Source organism: Arthrobacter sp. 01L42 (assembly GCF_056400005.1).
In genome coordinates, this window is the sequence record NZ_JBFTSL010000012.1 from 49,296 (window position 1) to 65,097 (window position 15,802).

The window sequence follows — 15,802 nt, forward strand, 5'->3', positions numbered from 1 at the left end:
TTCCTTGGGTCACACCGACTCCTTCGAATGATTAGTGCACTAATGATTAGCGTACACTGGGAGCATTGTCTTGCTCCCAGGAAAGGATAGCCATGGCCAAGGAAAACGCCGTCGAGAGGTTCATGCGGGCCACCGGGAAGTTCCGGGCGGTGTTCGGGCCGGCCAACCGCAGTTCACTCGGCCACGAGATGACCGACCAGAACAGGCGGCTGCTGGCGGCGCGGCAGGCTGAAACTGAACAGTGGGAGACCTTGCACCGGCCCGACGGCAGCACTTATGTGGTGCCCCGAAACCCTGACGACAAATCCCTGCGCTAGGTCCCTTTTAGCGCCACCCCACCCGGGCCATTTCCCGCTGCCGGGCGTAAAATGAGGGCACTGACACACCGCTGTGCAGCATCCTGAACCATCCGGGACGAGGAAAGGGGGTGGGACTAGTGACACGTGCTGTCAGAGCTTTCATGGAAAAGACCGACAAGCTGAGGCTGCTGTTCGGGCCCGCAAATCGAGGCGACACCGCGGCGCCTGTAGTTCACAAGCACGACGACTTCGAGCACGCCTCGGAAGACGACCTGGCAGGTTTCGAAATCGAGACGGACGACCACGGACACCACTACGCTGTCCGGAAAACGGATCTCGGGAAAGAAGAGGTCTGACGAGGCCCGCTTCGCCGGTTCCGGGTGCCGGGGGCGTCCCGGGCGGCCGCGTGGTACGCGGCCGGAAACGTGGGAATTCGGCCGGAGTTGTGGGGAAGCGGCCGACGACGGGCGGAGACGGGGAAGGGAGCGGCAGGTGCCGCTCCCTTCCCCGTCTTTATGCGGTCCGGGGTCCGCCCGGATGCGCAGGTGCGGCTAGCGGCCGGTGCCGCCGTAGACCGTGGCCTCGTCCTCGCTGTCGAGGTCAAAGGCCCTGTGGATGGCGCGGACGGCGTCGTCGAGCAGATCCGCGTGGGTGACCACGGAGATCCGGATCTCCGAGGTGGAGATCATGTTGATGTTGATGCCGGCCTCGGAGAGGGCCGCGAAGAAGCGGGCGGACACACCCGGGTGCGAGCGCATGCCGGCGCCGATCAGCGAAAGCTTGCCGATCTTCTCGTTATATTCGATGCTCTCAAAGCCGATCCGGTCCTGCGCGGCGTGCAGGGCGGCCAGGGCCTCGGCGCCTTCGACGATCGGGAGGGTGAAGGAGATATCGGTCCGGCCCGTGCCGTGGGTGGACACGTTCTGGACGATCATGTCGATGTTCGAGTGGGCGTCCGCGATGACCTGGAAGATCGCCGCTGCCTTGCCGGGGATGTCAGGTACGCCGACAACCGTGACCTTGGCTTCGGACCGATCGTGTGCCACACCGGAGATGATTGGCTGCTCCAAGGCAACTCCCTCTTGAGTCGTGATCTTGTCGTCGGCGCCGGGCAGAACCCAGGTGCCTTCGTTCTGGCTGAATGAGGAACGGACGTGCAGTGGCACCCCAAAGCGGCGAGCGTATTCAACACAGCGCAGGTGCAGAATCTTAGCGCCGGACGCGGCCAGTTCCAGCATTTCCTCGCTGGAGATGCGGTCGATCTTCCGGGCGGACGCGACCACGCGCGGATCGGCCGTGTACACGCCGTCGACGTCGGTGAAGATCTCGCAGACATCGGCGTCGAGCGCCGCGGCGAGGGCCACCGCCGTCGTGTCCGACCCGCCGCGCCCGAGCGTCGTGATCTCGTTCGTCGTGTGGCTCATGCCCTGGAACCCGGCCACGATCGCGATGTGCCCCTTGTCCAGGGCGGTGCGGATGCGGTGCGGGTCGACGTCGATGATCCGGGCCTTGCCGTGGATGCCGTCGGTGATCATGCCGGCCTGGGACCCGGTGAAAGACTGGGCCGAGGCGCCGAACTTGTTGATGGCCATGGCCAGCAGCGCCATGGAGATTCGTTCGCCGGCGGAGAGGAGCATGTCCATTTCGCGGGCGGGCGCGGAATCGGTGACCTGGCCGGCGAGGTCAAGGAGCTCATCGGTGGTGTCGCCCATGGCGGAAACCACCACGACGACCTCGTCGCCGGCGTTTTGGGCATCCACGACCCGCCGGGCGACGCGCTTGATGCCTTCTGCGTCAGCCACCGAGGAACCGCCAAATTTCTTCACGACAAGGTGCTTGGTGGCGGCGGCCGAGACGGGCAACGTCTGCGATCCGGGCTGGACTTCGGTAGTGGGCAAACTCATTCGCGCACCCTCACTGGATCATCGGGGTTCTGGGCCAGGCAACCAAACGGCGCGACGGCGTAACTTCTCACCCCAGTTTATCGCCGTGCCGCCCGCGCCGTTGAATTGTGACCGAATGGCAGACACTCCGGGTTTTGTCTCCACCGGACATGCCCAGTGCTGCGGGCAAGGAGTGGACATGCTCACTGCTGCCGCGGGACATGCTCATTCTTGGCGGGCTGGAGTGGGCATGAGGGCATTGTGTCCATTCCCGGGCAGGGGCGCTGGACATGTCCGCCGGGGCAGGGTGGGGGAGCTCGGGCCAGGAGTGGACATGCTCAGTGCTGCCGCGGGACATGCTCATTCTTGGCGGGCTGGAGTGGGCATGAGGGCATTGTGTCCATTCCCGGGCAGGGGCGCTGGACATGTCCGCCGGGCAAGGTGGGGGAGCTCGGGCCAGGAGCGGGCATGCTCTCCCGTTCCGTGGGACATGCTCATTCTTGGCGGGCAGGAGTGGGCGTGAGGGCATTGTGTCCATTGTTGGGTGCGGGCGCGGGGCATGTCCGCTGGGCGTGGGCGTGGGCGCGGGGCATGTCCGCTGGGCGTGGGCGCGGGCGCGGGGCATGTCCGCTAGCCGCGGTCCAGCCGGTAGCGCCAGGACGGTAGCTGTTTTCCCGCTGTGTCCTCGGCAACGGGGAAGAAGCGGTCCTTCCGGAAGCCCAGGCCCTCGAGCAGCCTTCGGGACGGGAGATTGGGCTCGTAGACTCCCGCGAAAATGGTCTCGCTGCCGCGGGCGCCGAAAAGCCAGTCGACCAGGGCGCCGGCGGCCTCCCGGCCGAGACCGAGCCCGTGGTGCTCCGGGTGAAGAACGTAGCCCAGGCTGGCTGAGTCTGCGGGAATCCGGCCGGGCGCCGGGGGTTCCTGCGTGTTCCAGGTCCGGGCGTCGCCAACGACTTCACCGGTGGCCCGGAGCTCGATCGCCCAGCCGAAGTGAAACCACTCGGCCGTGGAGGATGCCGCCGCGGACAGTGTCTGCTCAAGCCGGGCGCTGTTCTGCGCGGGGGTGAGCGGACCATGGGACAGGTACCGCGTGGCCGCCGGATGGGCCCGGAACCGGAGCAGGGCGCCGGCGTCGTCCGCTGTCAACGGACGCAACAGCAAGCGCCCGGTGAGGAGCGGCGCCGGGGTGCCGCTGCCGGTGGTTGCCACGAATCCGTCAGCTCAGCTCAGGGCGTTGCGGCGGCCCTCGAAGGCCCTGCCGAGCGTGACTTCGTCGGCGTATTCCAGGTCCCCGCCCACGGGCAGGCCGGACGCCAGCCGGGTGACGGCGATGCCAATCGACTTGAGCATCCGGGCCAGATACGTCGCCGTGGCCTCGCCCTCGAGGTTGGGGTCGGTGGCGATGATGATTTCCTGAATGGCGCCGTCGTTGAGCCGGGTCAGCAGCTCACGGATCCGGAGCTGTTCCGGACCGATCCCGGCGATCGGATTAATCGCGCCGCCCAGGACGTGGTACCTGCCGCGGAAGGACCGCGTGCGCTCCACCGCCAGGACGTCCTTGGATTCTTCGACGACGCAGATCACCGTGGGGTCCCGGCGCGGGTCGCGGCAGATGTTGCACAGTTCCTGCTCGGTCACGTTCCCGCAAACCGTGCAGAACTTGACACGTTCCTTCACTGTGGTGATGGCATCGACAAGCCGCTTCATGTCCTGGGGATCAGCCTCGAGGATGTGGAAGGCCAGCCGCTGGGCGGACTTAGGCCCCACTCCGGGAAGGCGTCCGAGCTCGTCGATCAGCTCTTGAACTGCGCCTTCGTACACAATGTCCTCGTTCGTTTGGAGTGGGGCCGGGGCCAGCCGGCAGGGGGTCTGCTAGAAGCGGGGCGGAAGGGGGCTTCCATCCAGGGAGCGCTCCTCCACCAGTTTCCCGCCCAGAATACGCTCGACGGCGGCCCGGCCGAAGACGCCCGATTCCTCGATCGTTTCGTCGTCGGCGCTGGGGATGTCCTGTACGTAGACGGTGGTCGCGGCGGCAGCTCGGGTGGGGGCCTTCGCCCGCCCGGCCTCGGCCTCGGGACTGTTCGACAGCCGCTGGTACAGGCTTTGCCGGCCTGCCGGGGCGGCGGCCTCGGGAACGGCAGTGACCGCAACAGCCTCCGCGACGGCAGCTACGGCAGCGGCGGCCACACGCGGCGCAACAGACTCCGCAACCGCCGGCGCCGGAGCCGGAGCCGCTTCGGCCCGGGCCGGGTGGTCCGAGGCCAGTCCGGACGGCGCGGACACGACACCCGCGTACTCCGGGATCTGTGCCGCCGCCGGCTCGTAGTGCACAGGCTTCGGCTCGGGCTCGGGCGCAGCGGGTTCGACATCCGGGCTCGTGTACCGGCCGAGGTTCGAATCTGTGCCGACCGTCCAGACGCCGGGTGACTGCTCGACGGCGCGGGCCCACGCGTCATCCGACGCGTCCGGGTCTGCGCCCGGTGTCCGGGCCGGGGAACCAACGGTTTTGGACGCCGGCGCGGCAGGGGACTTGCGGGCCGGAGCGGTAGCGGCAGCCGCGGGCTCGGGGCGGCGCGGCGTGGCTACGGGCGAGGGGTCCCAATCCATTGGTGGTTCCTCGTCCAGCGGAGGGGCGTCCTCGTCCCGGGGCGGTCCCCAGTCGTCATCGGCGTCGGCGTAGGACCCGGAAGGCTCCGAAGGGCCGTCCGATTCGGCTGCTGGCTCGGCTGCGCGGACCTGAGTTTGGATCGCGGGGGCAGGCGCCTGCGGTTCCGCTGCCGGCGCGGCGGCACGGACCTGAGCCGGGGCCGCGGGGGCCGGAGTGGGTTGCGTCGAAGGCATTGAGGCGGCGGGAACGTGCGCCTGGGCCACCCGCGAGGGGACGGCTTCAGCGGCATCGTTGGCCGGAGATGGGGCCTGCTGGGGAGCCGGGCTCAGGCCCCAGGCGACGTCGGCCGACGTCGCCTGGCTTGCGGACGATGCCGGGGTCTCCGGGCTAGCCGGCGGCGCTTTTGGGTTTGGCTCAGAGCTCGCTGGGCTGTTGCTGCTGCCGGCCACGGCCCGGATCTGGCAATCGATGCCGATGGTCTTGTGGATCGCCTGCCGGAGGTTCTCGGCGTGGTCGGCCCGGCCGAAGGCGCCCGCCAGCCCGGCGGTGGTGAACGCGAGGGTCAGGACGTGGTCTTCGAAGTGGCCGACCTGGGCGTTGGGTTCCACCAGCGCCCAAGTGCTGCGTTTGATCTTGGTGAGCGTTTGCAGGATCTCGGGCCAGGCGCGGCGCAAAACCTCCACGTCGGCTCCGGGTCCGGCGGCGGAGCCGGGAGCGGGGCTGGGAACAGCGGCAGGCGCCCGGCCGGGCTCGGCCGGCTCGGGACGCGCGGGGACGGAGGGTGCTGGGGTAGATGCCGCCGGGGCAGACGGTGCAGGGGCAGACGGTGCAGGGGCGGATGGGGCAACCGTTGGGGCAGTCGCCGACGCGGGCAGGGACGGAGGCGCGGCGGCGGGACCTGCGGCAGGGGCGGGCCGGCTGGCCGCCGCGGGTTCGTCCACAGGCCAGTCGCTGGTGCTGACCCGTGGTGCCGTCAGCGGTTCTCGGACGGGCTCGTCCTGCCTGGCGGTCGCGGAGACTGTGGCCGGCGGCTGCTCGTCCTGACGCGGGCCGGAGGGGGTGGTGGTCGTGGCAGCCGGCGCGGCGTGCGAAGGTGCGGCGGGCACGTGCGCTGCCGGCAACTGTGGCGCGGCTGCCTGCTCCGTGCGTGCAGGCGGAACGGTGGCAGGTGCGGGGGCGCCGGCGAGGGGAGCTCCGACGTCGTTACCGGCGTAGTTCAACCGCCGCTCGACGCGGTCGATCCGGGCCGCAATGCCGCGCTCGGTCTGCTCGGAGCTGGGCAGCAGGATGCGGGCGCACAGCAGTTCCAGGTGCAGGCGCGGAGAGGTGGCCCCGGTCATGTCCGTGAGCGCGGTATTAGTGACGTCAGCGGCGCGGGAGAGCTCGGCCGCCCCGAGGTTGTGGGCCTGGTTCTGCAGCCGGGCAATCTGGTCCGCCGGCATGCCGCGGAGGATGGACTGGGCGCTTTCGGGCATGGCCTGGACGATGATGAGGTCGCGGAAGCGTTCCAGCAGGTCCTCGACGAAACGCCGGGGATCGTGCCCGGTCTGGATGACGCGGTCCACAGCGCGGAACACCGTGGCGGCATCCGACGCCGCGACGGCCTCGACGACGTCATCGAGCAGGGAGGCGTGCGTGTAGCCCAGGAGGGCGACCGCGAGTTCGTAGTCCAGTCCGTTTGGTCCGGCGCCGGCCATGAGCTGGTCGAGCACGGAGAGGGAGTCGCGGACCGAACCGCCGCCCGCGCGGATGACGAGCGAGAGCACCCCGGGCGCCACGGGGACGTTCTCCTGGGTGCAGAGCAGCTCCAGATACGCCATGAGAGGCTCCGGCGGCACCAAGCGGAAAGGGTAGTGGTGCGTGCGGGAACGGATGGTGCCGATGACCTTGTCCGGCTCCGTGGTGGCGAAGATGAACTTGATGTGTTCCGGCGGTTCTTCGACGATCTTGAGCAGGGCGTTGAACCCGGCCGACGTGACCATGTGGGCTTCGTCGATGATGAAGATCTTGTAGCGGTCCCGGACGGGGGCGTAGGTGGCCCGTTCCCGGAGGTCGCGGGCGTCGTCCACACCGCCGTGGCTGGCGGCGTCGATCTCGATGACGTCCAGGGAGCCGGAGCCGCCGCGGGCGAGTTCCACGCAGCTGGGGCACTTGCCGCAGGGAGTGTCCGTGGGGCCCTCGGCGCAGTTCAGGCAGCGGGCCAGGATGCGGGCGGAGGTGGTTTTGCCACAGCCGCGGGGGCCCGAAAAGAGATAGGCGTGGTTGACGCGGTTCTTGCGCAGGGCCGTCATGAGAGGCTCGGTGACGTGCTCCTGCCCGATAACGTCCGCGAACGAATCGGGGCGGTATCGACGGTAGAGGGCGGTAGTAACAGTCACAGATAAACCCTACCAATCGGCACAGACATAAAAGACCCCTCATGCACCCGCCAGAGCCCGTTTACCCTTGCTACCTTCCGGTCCTGGGGGAGTTCAACAGGATGACGCCACATGAGGGGCCGTCAGCAAGTTTACCTGACGATTGGGTGTGCCCCGAATTGGCCCGGTTTGGCCCTTAATCCTCGGCGGGACATGCCCATTTTTCGCGGCAGCTGCGGGCTGCAGGAGTGGGCGCGGTGGGGCTATGTCCAGCGGTCGGGCGGGCTGTGGGGCATGTCCAGTCGCGGGAGTGGGCAGTGTGGGGCATGCCCATTCCTGGCGGGAAGGAGTGGGCTAATTGGGACGGTGTCCAGCCCTCGGGCGGGCCGCGGGGCATGTCCAAGTGGCGGGAGTGGGCAGTGTGGGGCATGCCCATTCTTGGCGGGAAGGAGTGGGCTATTTGGGGCTATGTCCAGCTCTCAAGCGGGCCGCGGGGCATGTCCCGCGGAGGAGCCGCAGGCCGGGGCGGGAGGCTCAATTGGGCGAAGCCGGAAAGTTCAGGTATTCTAGTATCTGCTTTTGATTCAGAAGCAACTGGAGAATTCGCCTAGCGGCCTATGGCGCACGCCTGGAACGCGTGTTGGGTTAACGCCCTCGGGGGTTCAAATCCCCCATTCTCCGCGGTTGGCCCCGGTCTTCGGACCGGGGCCTTTTTGCGTCTCCAGGCCTTTCGCGTCCCCGGCATTTCTATCCGCGTGAGCTTCTCGTGAGGTTCTGGCCAAGGCTGCGTCCTCCGCCAGTACCGGCACCGATTCATCCGCCAAGTCGGCTCGGAGGCCCAGCCGCCTGTGCCCCAGCCCCCCGTGCCCGCCCCAGCCGCCTGTGCCCCAGCCGCCTGTGCCCCAGCCGCACTGCGCCCCCGGCCCGCCCCGAACCAGCAAGCCGCCGCCGCCCGCCGGCCCAGATTCAGGCCCGGTATCCCAGCCGGCGCAGCCGGGCCCGGGCAGCTTGCTCGCTCGGGCCCATCCGGCCGAGAGCCACATGCACCACGCCGAGCGTGACCCGGGTGGCCAGGGTTACCGGCAGCGGTATCGGGCCCAGCCGCGCGGTCCGCAGGCCCAGGAGCTCGCGGTACTTAGGTTCAAGACTGACGACTGCGGCCGCGAACAGCACCCGGTAGCCAGGCCTGAGCGCGGGGTGCAGGGGCGGGTCGCGAATGAACGCCACCGTTTCGGTGACCCGTTCGTCGCAGCGGAGCTCGCCGGCGTCGTACCAGCGGTCCAGCTGCTGCCGCATTTCCGCTTCGCTCAGCGGCGGTGCCTCGACGCCCATCAGCCGGCCGGCCTGGGCCCACTCACGGACGTAGGCATCAGGTCCGCCAGGAATCGGCCGCCCCCACAGCTTGTGGGCAGAGAGGAAAGCGTCTGTAAAGGCAATGTGAACCCACCGGAGCAGCTCGGGATCGTTGGCCGCGTAACTGCGCCTGATGCCGTGGCCATCCACAAATTCTCCCCGCACCGTCCGGTGCAGCCGAAGAACCCAGTCCGACGCCGCCTTCGCCGTATCCGTGGAGCCATACGTCACGGTGAAGATCCAGCGGATCGTGCCAGCCAGCCGGCCCAGCGGGTCTTCGCGGAAACGGGAGTGATCGTGGACTCCGGCCAACGCGCCGGGATGGAGCGCCTGCATCAGCAGTGCCCGGATGCCCGCCACGATGGTTGGCATGTCCCCGTGCACGGCCCAGACGGCCGAGCCGGGCAAGTGGTAACCGGCGTCGTCCCCCTCGGCCAGGCCCGGCACCCACTCGGGCACCGAATCGCGCGTCCCCGTGAACGTCTGTTTGAGTTCCGCCTGCCATTCCCTGAGGACATTTCGCATCCTTCATTCTTACCCGTCCCGGCGGCGTGCGGCACCTGCAATTGTGCGGAGAACTACTGGGGCGCCGCCGGCAAGCTACTGGGGACATCCGCGGATCTCCGATTGGTCCCGCAAAAGGAACACGCTGACGGTTCACAGACCCGGCCGTCTGTGGTCACATAGGGAGGTAAGTCCGTGAAGATTGGGGTCTGGCGGACATATTGCGGGAGTCATTTCGTGGGAAAACACTGGGGAAACTCATCGAGTGAGCAGTCAGCGAGGGCACGGACCATTGCCGTGCGCTGCGTGTCCGGAGGCCTGTGCCTGTCCCTGGCCGTGCTGGCATTCGGCGGCTTTCAGGGACTGAGCGCCTTTGCGACCTACGGCGCGCCCACCGCCGTCCCGACGGCCGCCATGCCTGCCTCCGGCGACGTGGGACCGGAGGCCCTGGACCCGCTGGCCCACTCCGCCGCGACCGCGCCAGCGGGGACTCCCGGCGCCGGCGCTGTCACCGCCGATGCCCAGGCGCTCGTGGCCTTTAGCCGGAGCACGGTGGACACGGCCACCCGGGCAGGGGTGCGGGGCGAGCTCAATGTGGCCTCGGCGTCGCTGCACCGGCCCGCGGTGGGTTTCCTCATGGCCCCCCTTGAATCACTGGTGCCTTCGTCCCCGTTCGGGCTGCGCACCAGCCCCCTGACGGGATTCGCGGGCGAATTCCACTGGGGCCAGGACTTCGCGGCCCCCTGCGGCACCCGGGTCTACTCCGCCGACGCCGGTGTGGTGCGGGCGGTCGGGTGGCACCCGTGGGGCGGCGGAAACCGGGTGGAAATCGACCACGGCAACGGTCTCATCACCACGTACAACCATCTGGAGGCGATCGCGGTCAAGAAGGGCGACTCCGTGCGGGTGGGGGAAATTATTGCCCGGGTAGGTACCACCGGATCCTCTACCGGCTGCCATCTTCACTTCGAAACCATCCTCAATGGCTCCCACACTGATCCGCGCGATTGGACATTTCTCCCCATCAAGCAGGTGGATCAACTCGGCCCGATCGACATGACCAGTTACGCACCCGACGCCGGTAAGGCAACCAACGCGGGGATTGGCTGGGCGATTCCTGTCCGGGAGGACCTGACCCATGTGGTGGGCGACGGCGTTCAGGAACAGCCTGCCGCGGTGGCCGCCAAGCCGTCGGCGAGTGCCTCGCCTGCGGCTACTGAAGCCGCCGCCGACAAACCGTCCCCAACGCCTTCTGCCACCTCTAAGCCGACACCCACCGGCACTGCTTCCGCGACCCCGACGCCCACCGGCACTGCCACCTCTAAGCCGACACCCACCGGCACTGCTTCCGCGACCCCGACGCCCACCGGCACTGCCACCTCTAAGCCGACACCCACCGGCACTGCTTCCGCGACCCCGTCGCCGACCGGCACTGCCACCTCTAAGCCGACACCCACCGGCACTGCTTCCGCGACCCCGTCGCCGACCGGCACTGCCACGACGACCGCGCCTGCCGCGCCCACCCCGACCCCGTCGGCAACTGCGACCCCGACGCCGTCGGCGACCGCCACCCCGACGCCGGCGCCAACCCAGACGGGAACAGCCTCCGCCAAGCCATCAGCACCGTTATCGGTCCCGCCGCCGGTGGCACCGCCGTCCTCCGCGCCCGCGTCAGTCTCCGCAACGGCGACGGAGGCTGCCGCCAAGACGGCCACCCCGGTGCCGGCCCCGCTCACTGTGGAGCCGGACCCGGTCACCGCGCCGGCCGATACGCCGAAGCCACGGGCGGTCACGCAGTCGGCCACCACGGCCGTGACAACAGAACCCTCCGCGACGCCCTCAGCGACGCCCGGCGGCTAGCCCCCGCCGCGCCGCAGGGCGTTGTTCCGGCGTCATGTCCGGGAGGCACACCCATACCCGCAGGCCCCGGTGCCGAATAATGGAGTGACCAGTTCAGATTCCCTGCTCCGGACCATCGACATCGCAAGGACGCGCCCCATGACAGCTCTGCACTCCATTCCCCTGACCCTCATCGACGGGACCGAGACCGATTTTGGCCGATTCAAGGGCGAGGTGGTTCTGGTGGTCAACGTGGCGTCCCAGTGCGGTTTCACGCCCCAGTACGCTGGACTCGAGGCGCTGCACAACAAGTTCCGGGGCCAGGGCTTCCAGGTCCTCGGCGTCCCCTGCAACCAGTTCGCCGGGCAGGAGCCCGGCGGCGAGGCCGAGATTGCCGAGTTCTGCGAGCGCAATTTCGGGGTGACCTTCCCGCTGACGGTCAAGGCCAACGTCCGGGGAAAGAACCAGCACCCGCTCTACGCCGAGCTCACCAAATTCAAGACGGGAATCCTGCCCGGCCTGGTGAAGTGGAACTTCGAGAAGTTCCTCGTGAACCGCGACGGCGAGGTCATCGCCCGCTTTGCGCCCACCGTTGAGCCTGACGCGCCGGAGATCATCGAGGCTGTCCAGTCCGCCCTCGACTGACCCGACCGGCCCCGGGGTCCAGAGGAACTCAGCCCTATCCCTAAGCATGCTTAGCGCCTAGACTGGCCGGACCCTCCAACATTCCGGGCTTCCCCGCGGCGCAAGCAACTCTGGCAGCCGTCGGCAGAATGGCCGGGTGTTCCTGTGGAGGGCGCATCAAAGAACTTCGTGAATCACACCAGGGCGCCCACCACGGGGCCCGTGAAAGCAGGAGGAAATAGATGACAGGGAACAAAGCCGTTGCCTACAAGGGGCCTGGCAAGGTCGAACTGATCGACATTGACTACCCCACCTTCGAACTCAAGGACGGCCCGGGGGTCAACCCCGCCAACGTGGGCCGGCAGGTGCGCCACGGCGTAATCCTCAAAACCGTGGCCACGAATATTTGCGGTTCGGACCAGCACATGGTCCGGGGGCGCACCACGGCTCCCGCCGACCTGGTGCTCGGGCACGAGATCACCGGAGAAGTGGTGGAAGTGGGTCCGGATGTTGAATTCATCAAAGTGGGGGACATCTGTTCCGTCCCGTTCAATATCGCCTGCGGGCGCTGCCGGAACTGCAAGGAACGCAAGACGGGCATCTGCCTGAACGTCAACCCCGACCGCCCGGGCAGCGCCTATGGCTATGTGGACATGGGCGGCTGGGTAGGCGGCCAGGCCAACTACGTCCTGGTGCCGTATGCCGATTGGAACCTGTTGAAGTTCCCGGACAAAGACCAAGCCCTCGAAAAGATGATGGACCTGACGATGCTCTCGGACATCTTCCCGACCGGATTCCATGGTGCGGTCACCGCAGGCGTCGGCGTCGGTTCCACCGTCTACGTGGCAGGCGCAGGGCCCGTGGGCCTGGCCGCGGCGACCAGTGCCCAGCTCCTGGGTGCTGCCGTCGTGATTGTGGGTGACATGAACGCGGACCGCCTGGCGCAGGCGCGCAGCTTCGGCTGCGAGACCATCGACCTGAGTAAGGGCGGCCCGGCCGAGCAGATCGAACAACTCCTGGGCGTCCCGGAAGTCGATTGCGGCGTGGATGCCGTGGGATTTGAGGCCAAGGGGCACGGGGCCGGAGCCCACGAGGCCCCCGCCACCGTCCTGAACTCGCTGATGGAGGTAACGGCCGCCGGCGGTGCCCTGGGCATCCCCGGGCTCTACGTCACCGGGGACCCGGGCGGCGTGGACGAGGCCGCGAAGAAGGGTTCGCTCTCGCTCAGCCTCGGAACGGGCTGGGCAAAGTCACTCAGCTTCACCACGGGACAGTGTCCGGTCATGAAGTACAACCGGCAGCTGATGATGGCCATCCTGCATGACAGGGTGCATATCGCCAAGAACGTCAACGCGAAGGCGATTACCCTGGAGGACGCGCCGAAGGGCTACGCGGAATTCGACGCCGGCGCGGCGACGAAGTTCGTGCTTAACCCGAACGGCTACCTGAGCTAGCGGAAACCGTGAACCCGGCGGCACTGTCCGTCCCGCCCCGAAGCCCCGGGGTTTCGGGAGTGCCGCCGGGCGTCCCCGCCCCCGTATATGCCGGAAAGGGCATGTGAGGGCACGCCACCTGTTAACGCTTATTTTTCCAATATGCCTGTCCCAGTTTTTACATTGTTTGCCCAATGTCTGGTTGGATAGTTCTTACTGAGAGGGACCCTGGAAGCACCGCTTCCACCCAACCAAGAAGGCAGCAATGGAGCGCATCGAGGCCGAACACCCCCGGCCACGTCATTTCCTACTTCACCTGAGCGACCCCCACCTGCTGGGGGGTCCGCAACCCTTGCACGGCGTCGTGGACAGCGAAGCCCTGCTCAGGCAACTCTTCGAGGAGGTCCACGCCTCCGGGGCCCGCCCCGAAGCCGTAATCTTCACGGGCGACCTGGCTGACCTGGGCGAACCCGAGGCGTATGCCAAGCTCCGCGCCATCGTGGATCCGGCGTGCGAGGCCCTGGGGGCCAAGGTCATCTGGGCGATGGGCAACCACGACGACCGGGCGAATTTCCGGGCCGGGCTCCTGGACCAGGCCGATAATGACGCGCCCGTGGACCACAGCTACTTCGTCAACGGGCTGCGCATCATCACCCTGGACACCTCCGTGCCCGGCTTCCACCATGGTGAATTGAGCCACGACCAGCTGGACTGGCTCGCATCCGAACTGGCCACCCCGGCCCCGGACGGGACCATCCTTGCCCTGCACCACCCGCCGGTACCGTCCGTGCTGGACCTTGCCGTGCTCGTGGAGCTCCGGGGCCAGCCGGCGCTCGCCGGCGTCCTGCGCAACTCCGATGTCCGCGCCATCCTGGGCGGCCACCTGCACTACTCGACCACCGCAACGTTCGCGGGCATCCCTGTGTCCGTGGCTTCAGCCACCTGCTACACGCAGGATCTGAACGTCCCGGTCGGCGGCACCCGAGGCCGCGACGGCGGGCAGGCGTTCAACCTGGTCCACGTCTACGAACACACGATCGTGCACTCCGTGGTGCTGCTCGGCGATACCCCGGCGGTGGGGGAGCTGGTCTCGCCGGAGGAAGTCCAGCGCCGGCTCGCGGCCGCAGGGATCCATATCCCTGGGAAGGCCAAGCTCGAGGCCCCGTCCCGGACGCCGGCGCACCGCAGGTACACCACCCTGAACTGATTCCCTCCCCGGCCGACGCGGCGCCCGTTTTGGTCACGGTCCGTTACTTCTCCCAGGGCGCCTTGATGGGGTAGTACTTCTCCAGGAAGTCCGTGACCAGTTCGGCCCGCTCTTCCGCCGGGACCTCGGGGAAGCTGCCGTCGTTGAGGCAGAAGAAGTCCATGTTCCGCTTGGCCAGGAGCTTGGGCAGGTAGTTCAGGCCGGCCCGCGCCGTGGTGTCCACATACCTCACCTTGGCAGCTGTCTGGGTCACGGCCCGGCCCGTGAGCAGCGCGTAGTAGTGGTAGAACGAGTTGGTCACGGAGATGTTGTCCGCTGCCCGGAAGGTACTCGCGGCGGTCTTGGCAAACTCGGCCGGGAACTCCTGCTCCATCTGCTCGACCACGCTGCGCCGCAACGGGGCCGCCGTGTGCTCCAGGTGCCGGGTGGTGATGCGGCCGAAGCGGTTCCAGAGCAGCTTGCGGTTCACGCGGGCGGCGTTCTCAAAGCCGCTGCGTTCGGCGTCGTTGTCGCCCAGGCCGATCCGGGTCTCGGCCTCGATGAACTTCGTGATGCCGCCCGGGGTGAAGAACATGTCCGGGCCCACGGCGCGGCCGAAGAACATGTCGTCGTTCGAATACAGGAAGTGCTCGGAGAGCCCCTCGATGTGGTGCAGCTGACACTCCACGGCCTGCGAATTGTGCGTGGGCAGAACCGACGTGTCGGCGAAAAACTCTTCGCTCCGGACGATCGTCACACTCGGGTGGTCGGCCAGCCATGACGGCGCGGGGGAGTCCGTGGCGATGAAGATCCGGCGGATCCACGGCGCAAACATGTACACCGAGCGCAGGGCGTACTTGAGCTCATCGATCTGGCGGAAGCGGGCCTCGTGGTCATCGCCCTCGCCCACCACCACGCCGGCCATGCGGGCGCGGCGGGCCGCGATGTACTCGGGGGAGCTGCCGTCAACCCATGAGAAGACCAGGTCGACGTCGAAGCTGATGTCGCTGGCGTGGTCCGCAAACATGTTCTCGATGGTGGGCCACGTGTGGCCGTAGCGTTCCACCGTGCCGCGCACTGCATCCTGGGCCAGCATGGTGCGGCGCGTCAGGGAGTTCTCGATCGGCAGGATCAGCTGATCGCCTTCGAAGCTCCACAGCTCCAGCTGGACGCCGGCGGAAGCCCCGAATTCAAAACCGCCTTCGGGTTCGACCCTGGGCCGGTAAAGCCGGAAGATCCGGGCCTGGCGGTTCGGCGACAGCTCGCCGTCGGCCACCAGCACGGACGACTTCTTCTTTGCATCCACGCTCATGGAATACATCGGCTCGTCGCGGCACGCCTCCACGAGGGCGTCGCGGAGTTCCTTGCGGTCTTTCCAGTCGACGGCGACCACAGGGCGGTGGTTGTTGCCGCGGACCAGCAGGTAGCCGATACCGGCGCCGGCCAAGACCGAACGCAGGAACATCAGGTCCTCGACCATGGCCTGGTACGGCGTGCGGTTTTCGTTGATCAGCGCATAGCGGCCGCGGTGGCGGACAACATCGGAGCGGGTCCGGAATCTGGCGACTGCGGCCGCCGACGTGACCTCGGCGTGGGCGTCCACAGATGCCTGGCTGCCATAGTAAATCTCGTCTTGGATCGCTGCTTCGGTAATGTCTGAGCTCCCGCTTCTTTGAGTGCGTTGGTGTCTACTTGCATGATAACGCGGGCCTCAAA

At 67.7% G+C, this 15,802-nt stretch carries 12 protein-coding genes, 1 tRNA gene and 1 other RNA gene; 7 read left to right on the forward strand and 7 right to left on the reverse strand.

What is annotated here, in order from left to right; all coding sequences use genetic code 11:
- The first annotated feature begins 92 nt into the window (after positions 1-92).
- Both AC1DN2_RS12185 and AC1DN2_RS12190 read left to right on the forward strand, forming a co-directional pair.
- Positions 93-317: a hypothetical protein gene (locus AC1DN2_RS12185; protein ID WP_028278007.1), complete on the forward strand. Its 225-nt coding sequence runs from the start codon at positions 93-95 to the stop codon at positions 315-317.
- Positions 318-460: 143 nt separating this feature from the next.
- Positions 461-655: a hypothetical protein gene (locus AC1DN2_RS12190; protein ID WP_476850514.1), complete on the forward strand. Its 195-nt coding sequence runs from the start codon at positions 461-463 to the stop codon at positions 653-655.
- A 195-nt stretch (positions 656-850) separates the two neighbouring features.
- Here AC1DN2_RS12190 and AC1DN2_RS12195 read toward each other — a convergent pair whose 3' ends face one another.
- The 5 genes from AC1DN2_RS12195 to ffs form a co-directional block, all read right to left on the reverse strand.
- The gene (locus tag AC1DN2_RS12195; protein WP_018774393.1) at positions 851-2,203 is read right to left on the reverse strand and encodes an aspartate kinase; all 1,353 of its coding nucleotides are present in this window, start codon (positions 2,201-2,203) and stop codon (positions 851-853) included.
- 609 nt (positions 2,204-2,812) lie between these two features.
- On the reverse strand, positions 2,813-3,391 hold the full coding sequence (locus AC1DN2_RS12200) for a GNAT family N-acetyltransferase (RefSeq protein WP_476850515.1): 579 nt from the start codon (positions 3,389-3,391) through the stop codon (positions 2,813-2,815).
- Positions 3,392-3,403: 12 nt separating this feature from the next.
- The gene (gene recR / locus AC1DN2_RS12205) at positions 3,404-4,003 is read right to left on the reverse strand and encodes a recombination mediator RecR (RefSeq protein WP_018774392.1); all 600 of its coding nucleotides are present in this window, start codon (positions 4,001-4,003) and stop codon (positions 3,404-3,406) included.
- A 51-nt stretch (positions 4,004-4,054) separates the two neighbouring features.
- Entirely contained in the window at positions 4,055-7,168 is a 3,114-nt protein-coding gene (locus AC1DN2_RS12210; RefSeq protein WP_476850516.1) for a DNA polymerase III subunit gamma and tau, read from the reverse strand.
- A gap of 27 nt (positions 7,169-7,195) precedes the next feature.
- An RNA gene (gene ffs, locus AC1DN2_RS12215) (signal recognition particle sRNA small type) lies at positions 7,196-7,292 on the reverse strand.
- 451 nt (positions 7,293-7,743) lie between these two features.
- On the opposite strand from ffs, the gene AC1DN2_RS12220 reads away from it, so the two are divergent.
- Positions 7,744-7,828, forward strand: a tRNA-Ser gene (locus AC1DN2_RS12220).
- 285 nt (positions 7,829-8,113) lie between these two features.
- On the opposite strand, the gene AC1DN2_RS12225 is transcribed toward AC1DN2_RS12220, so the two are convergent.
- On the reverse strand, positions 8,114-9,025 hold the full coding sequence (locus AC1DN2_RS12225) for an oxygenase MpaB family protein (RefSeq protein ID WP_476850517.1): 912 nt from the start codon (positions 9,023-9,025) through the stop codon (positions 8,114-8,116).
- A 285-nt stretch (positions 9,026-9,310) separates the two neighbouring features.
- Between AC1DN2_RS12225 and AC1DN2_RS12230 the strand changes: the two genes are divergently transcribed.
- From AC1DN2_RS12230 to AC1DN2_RS12245, 4 genes are all read left to right on the forward strand, one after another.
- The gene (locus AC1DN2_RS12230; protein ID WP_476850518.1) at positions 9,311-10,864 is read left to right on the forward strand and encodes a M23 family metallopeptidase; all 1,554 of its coding nucleotides are present in this window, start codon (positions 9,311-9,313) and stop codon (positions 10,862-10,864) included.
- 138 nt (positions 10,865-11,002) lie between these two features.
- Positions 11,003-11,488 (forward strand): glutathione peroxidase, encoded by a 486-nt coding sequence (locus AC1DN2_RS12235; protein ID WP_230007873.1) that lies wholly within the window; start codon positions 11,003-11,005, stop codon positions 11,486-11,488.
- 221 nt (positions 11,489-11,709) lie between these two features.
- Positions 11,710-12,921 (forward strand): formaldehyde dehydrogenase, glutathione-independent, encoded by a 1,212-nt coding sequence (fdhA, locus tag AC1DN2_RS12240; protein ID WP_028278013.1) that lies wholly within the window; start codon positions 11,710-11,712, stop codon positions 12,919-12,921.
- Between the two features lie 244 nt (positions 12,922-13,165).
- Positions 13,166-14,107 (forward strand): phosphodiesterase, encoded by a 942-nt coding sequence (locus AC1DN2_RS12245; protein ID WP_476850519.1) that lies wholly within the window; start codon positions 13,166-13,168, stop codon positions 14,105-14,107.
- 43 nt (positions 14,108-14,150) lie between these two features.
- Here AC1DN2_RS12245 and AC1DN2_RS12250 read toward each other — a convergent pair whose 3' ends face one another.
- A complete protein-coding gene (locus tag AC1DN2_RS12250) occupies positions 14,151-15,689 on the reverse strand; it encodes a stealth family protein (RefSeq protein ID WP_230007875.1) in 1,539 nt (512 codons plus the stop codon).
- Positions 15,690-15,802: the final 113 nt, after the last annotated feature.

What these genes read in the sequence shown, in the direction of transcription:
- AC1DN2_RS12185 (WP_028278007.1), top strand. Translation starts at nt 93, where the DNA reads ATGGCCAAGGAAAACGCCGTCGAGAGGTTCATGCGGGCCACCGGGAAG.
- AC1DN2_RS12190 (WP_476850514.1), top strand. Translation starts at nt 461, where the DNA reads ATGGAAAAGACCGACAAGCTGAGGCTGCTGTTCGGGCCCGCAAATCGA.
- AC1DN2_RS12195 (WP_018774393.1), bottom strand. Translation starts at nt 2,203, where the DNA reads ATGAGTTTGCCCACTACCGAAGTCCAGCCCGGATCGCAGACGTTGCCC.
- AC1DN2_RS12225 (WP_476850517.1), bottom strand. Translation starts at nt 9,025, where the DNA reads ATGCGAAATGTCCTCAGGGAATGGCAGGCGGAACTCAAACAGACGTTC.
- AC1DN2_RS12235 (WP_230007873.1), top strand. Translation starts at nt 11,003, where the DNA reads ATGACAGCTCTGCACTCCATTCCCCTGACCCTCATCGACGGGACCGAG.
- fdhA (WP_028278013.1), top strand. Translation starts at nt 11,710, where the DNA reads ATGACAGGGAACAAAGCCGTTGCCTACAAGGGGCCTGGCAAGGTCGAA.
- AC1DN2_RS12245 (WP_476850519.1), top strand. Translation starts at nt 13,166, where the DNA reads ATGGAGCGCATCGAGGCCGAACACCCCCGGCCACGTCATTTCCTACTT.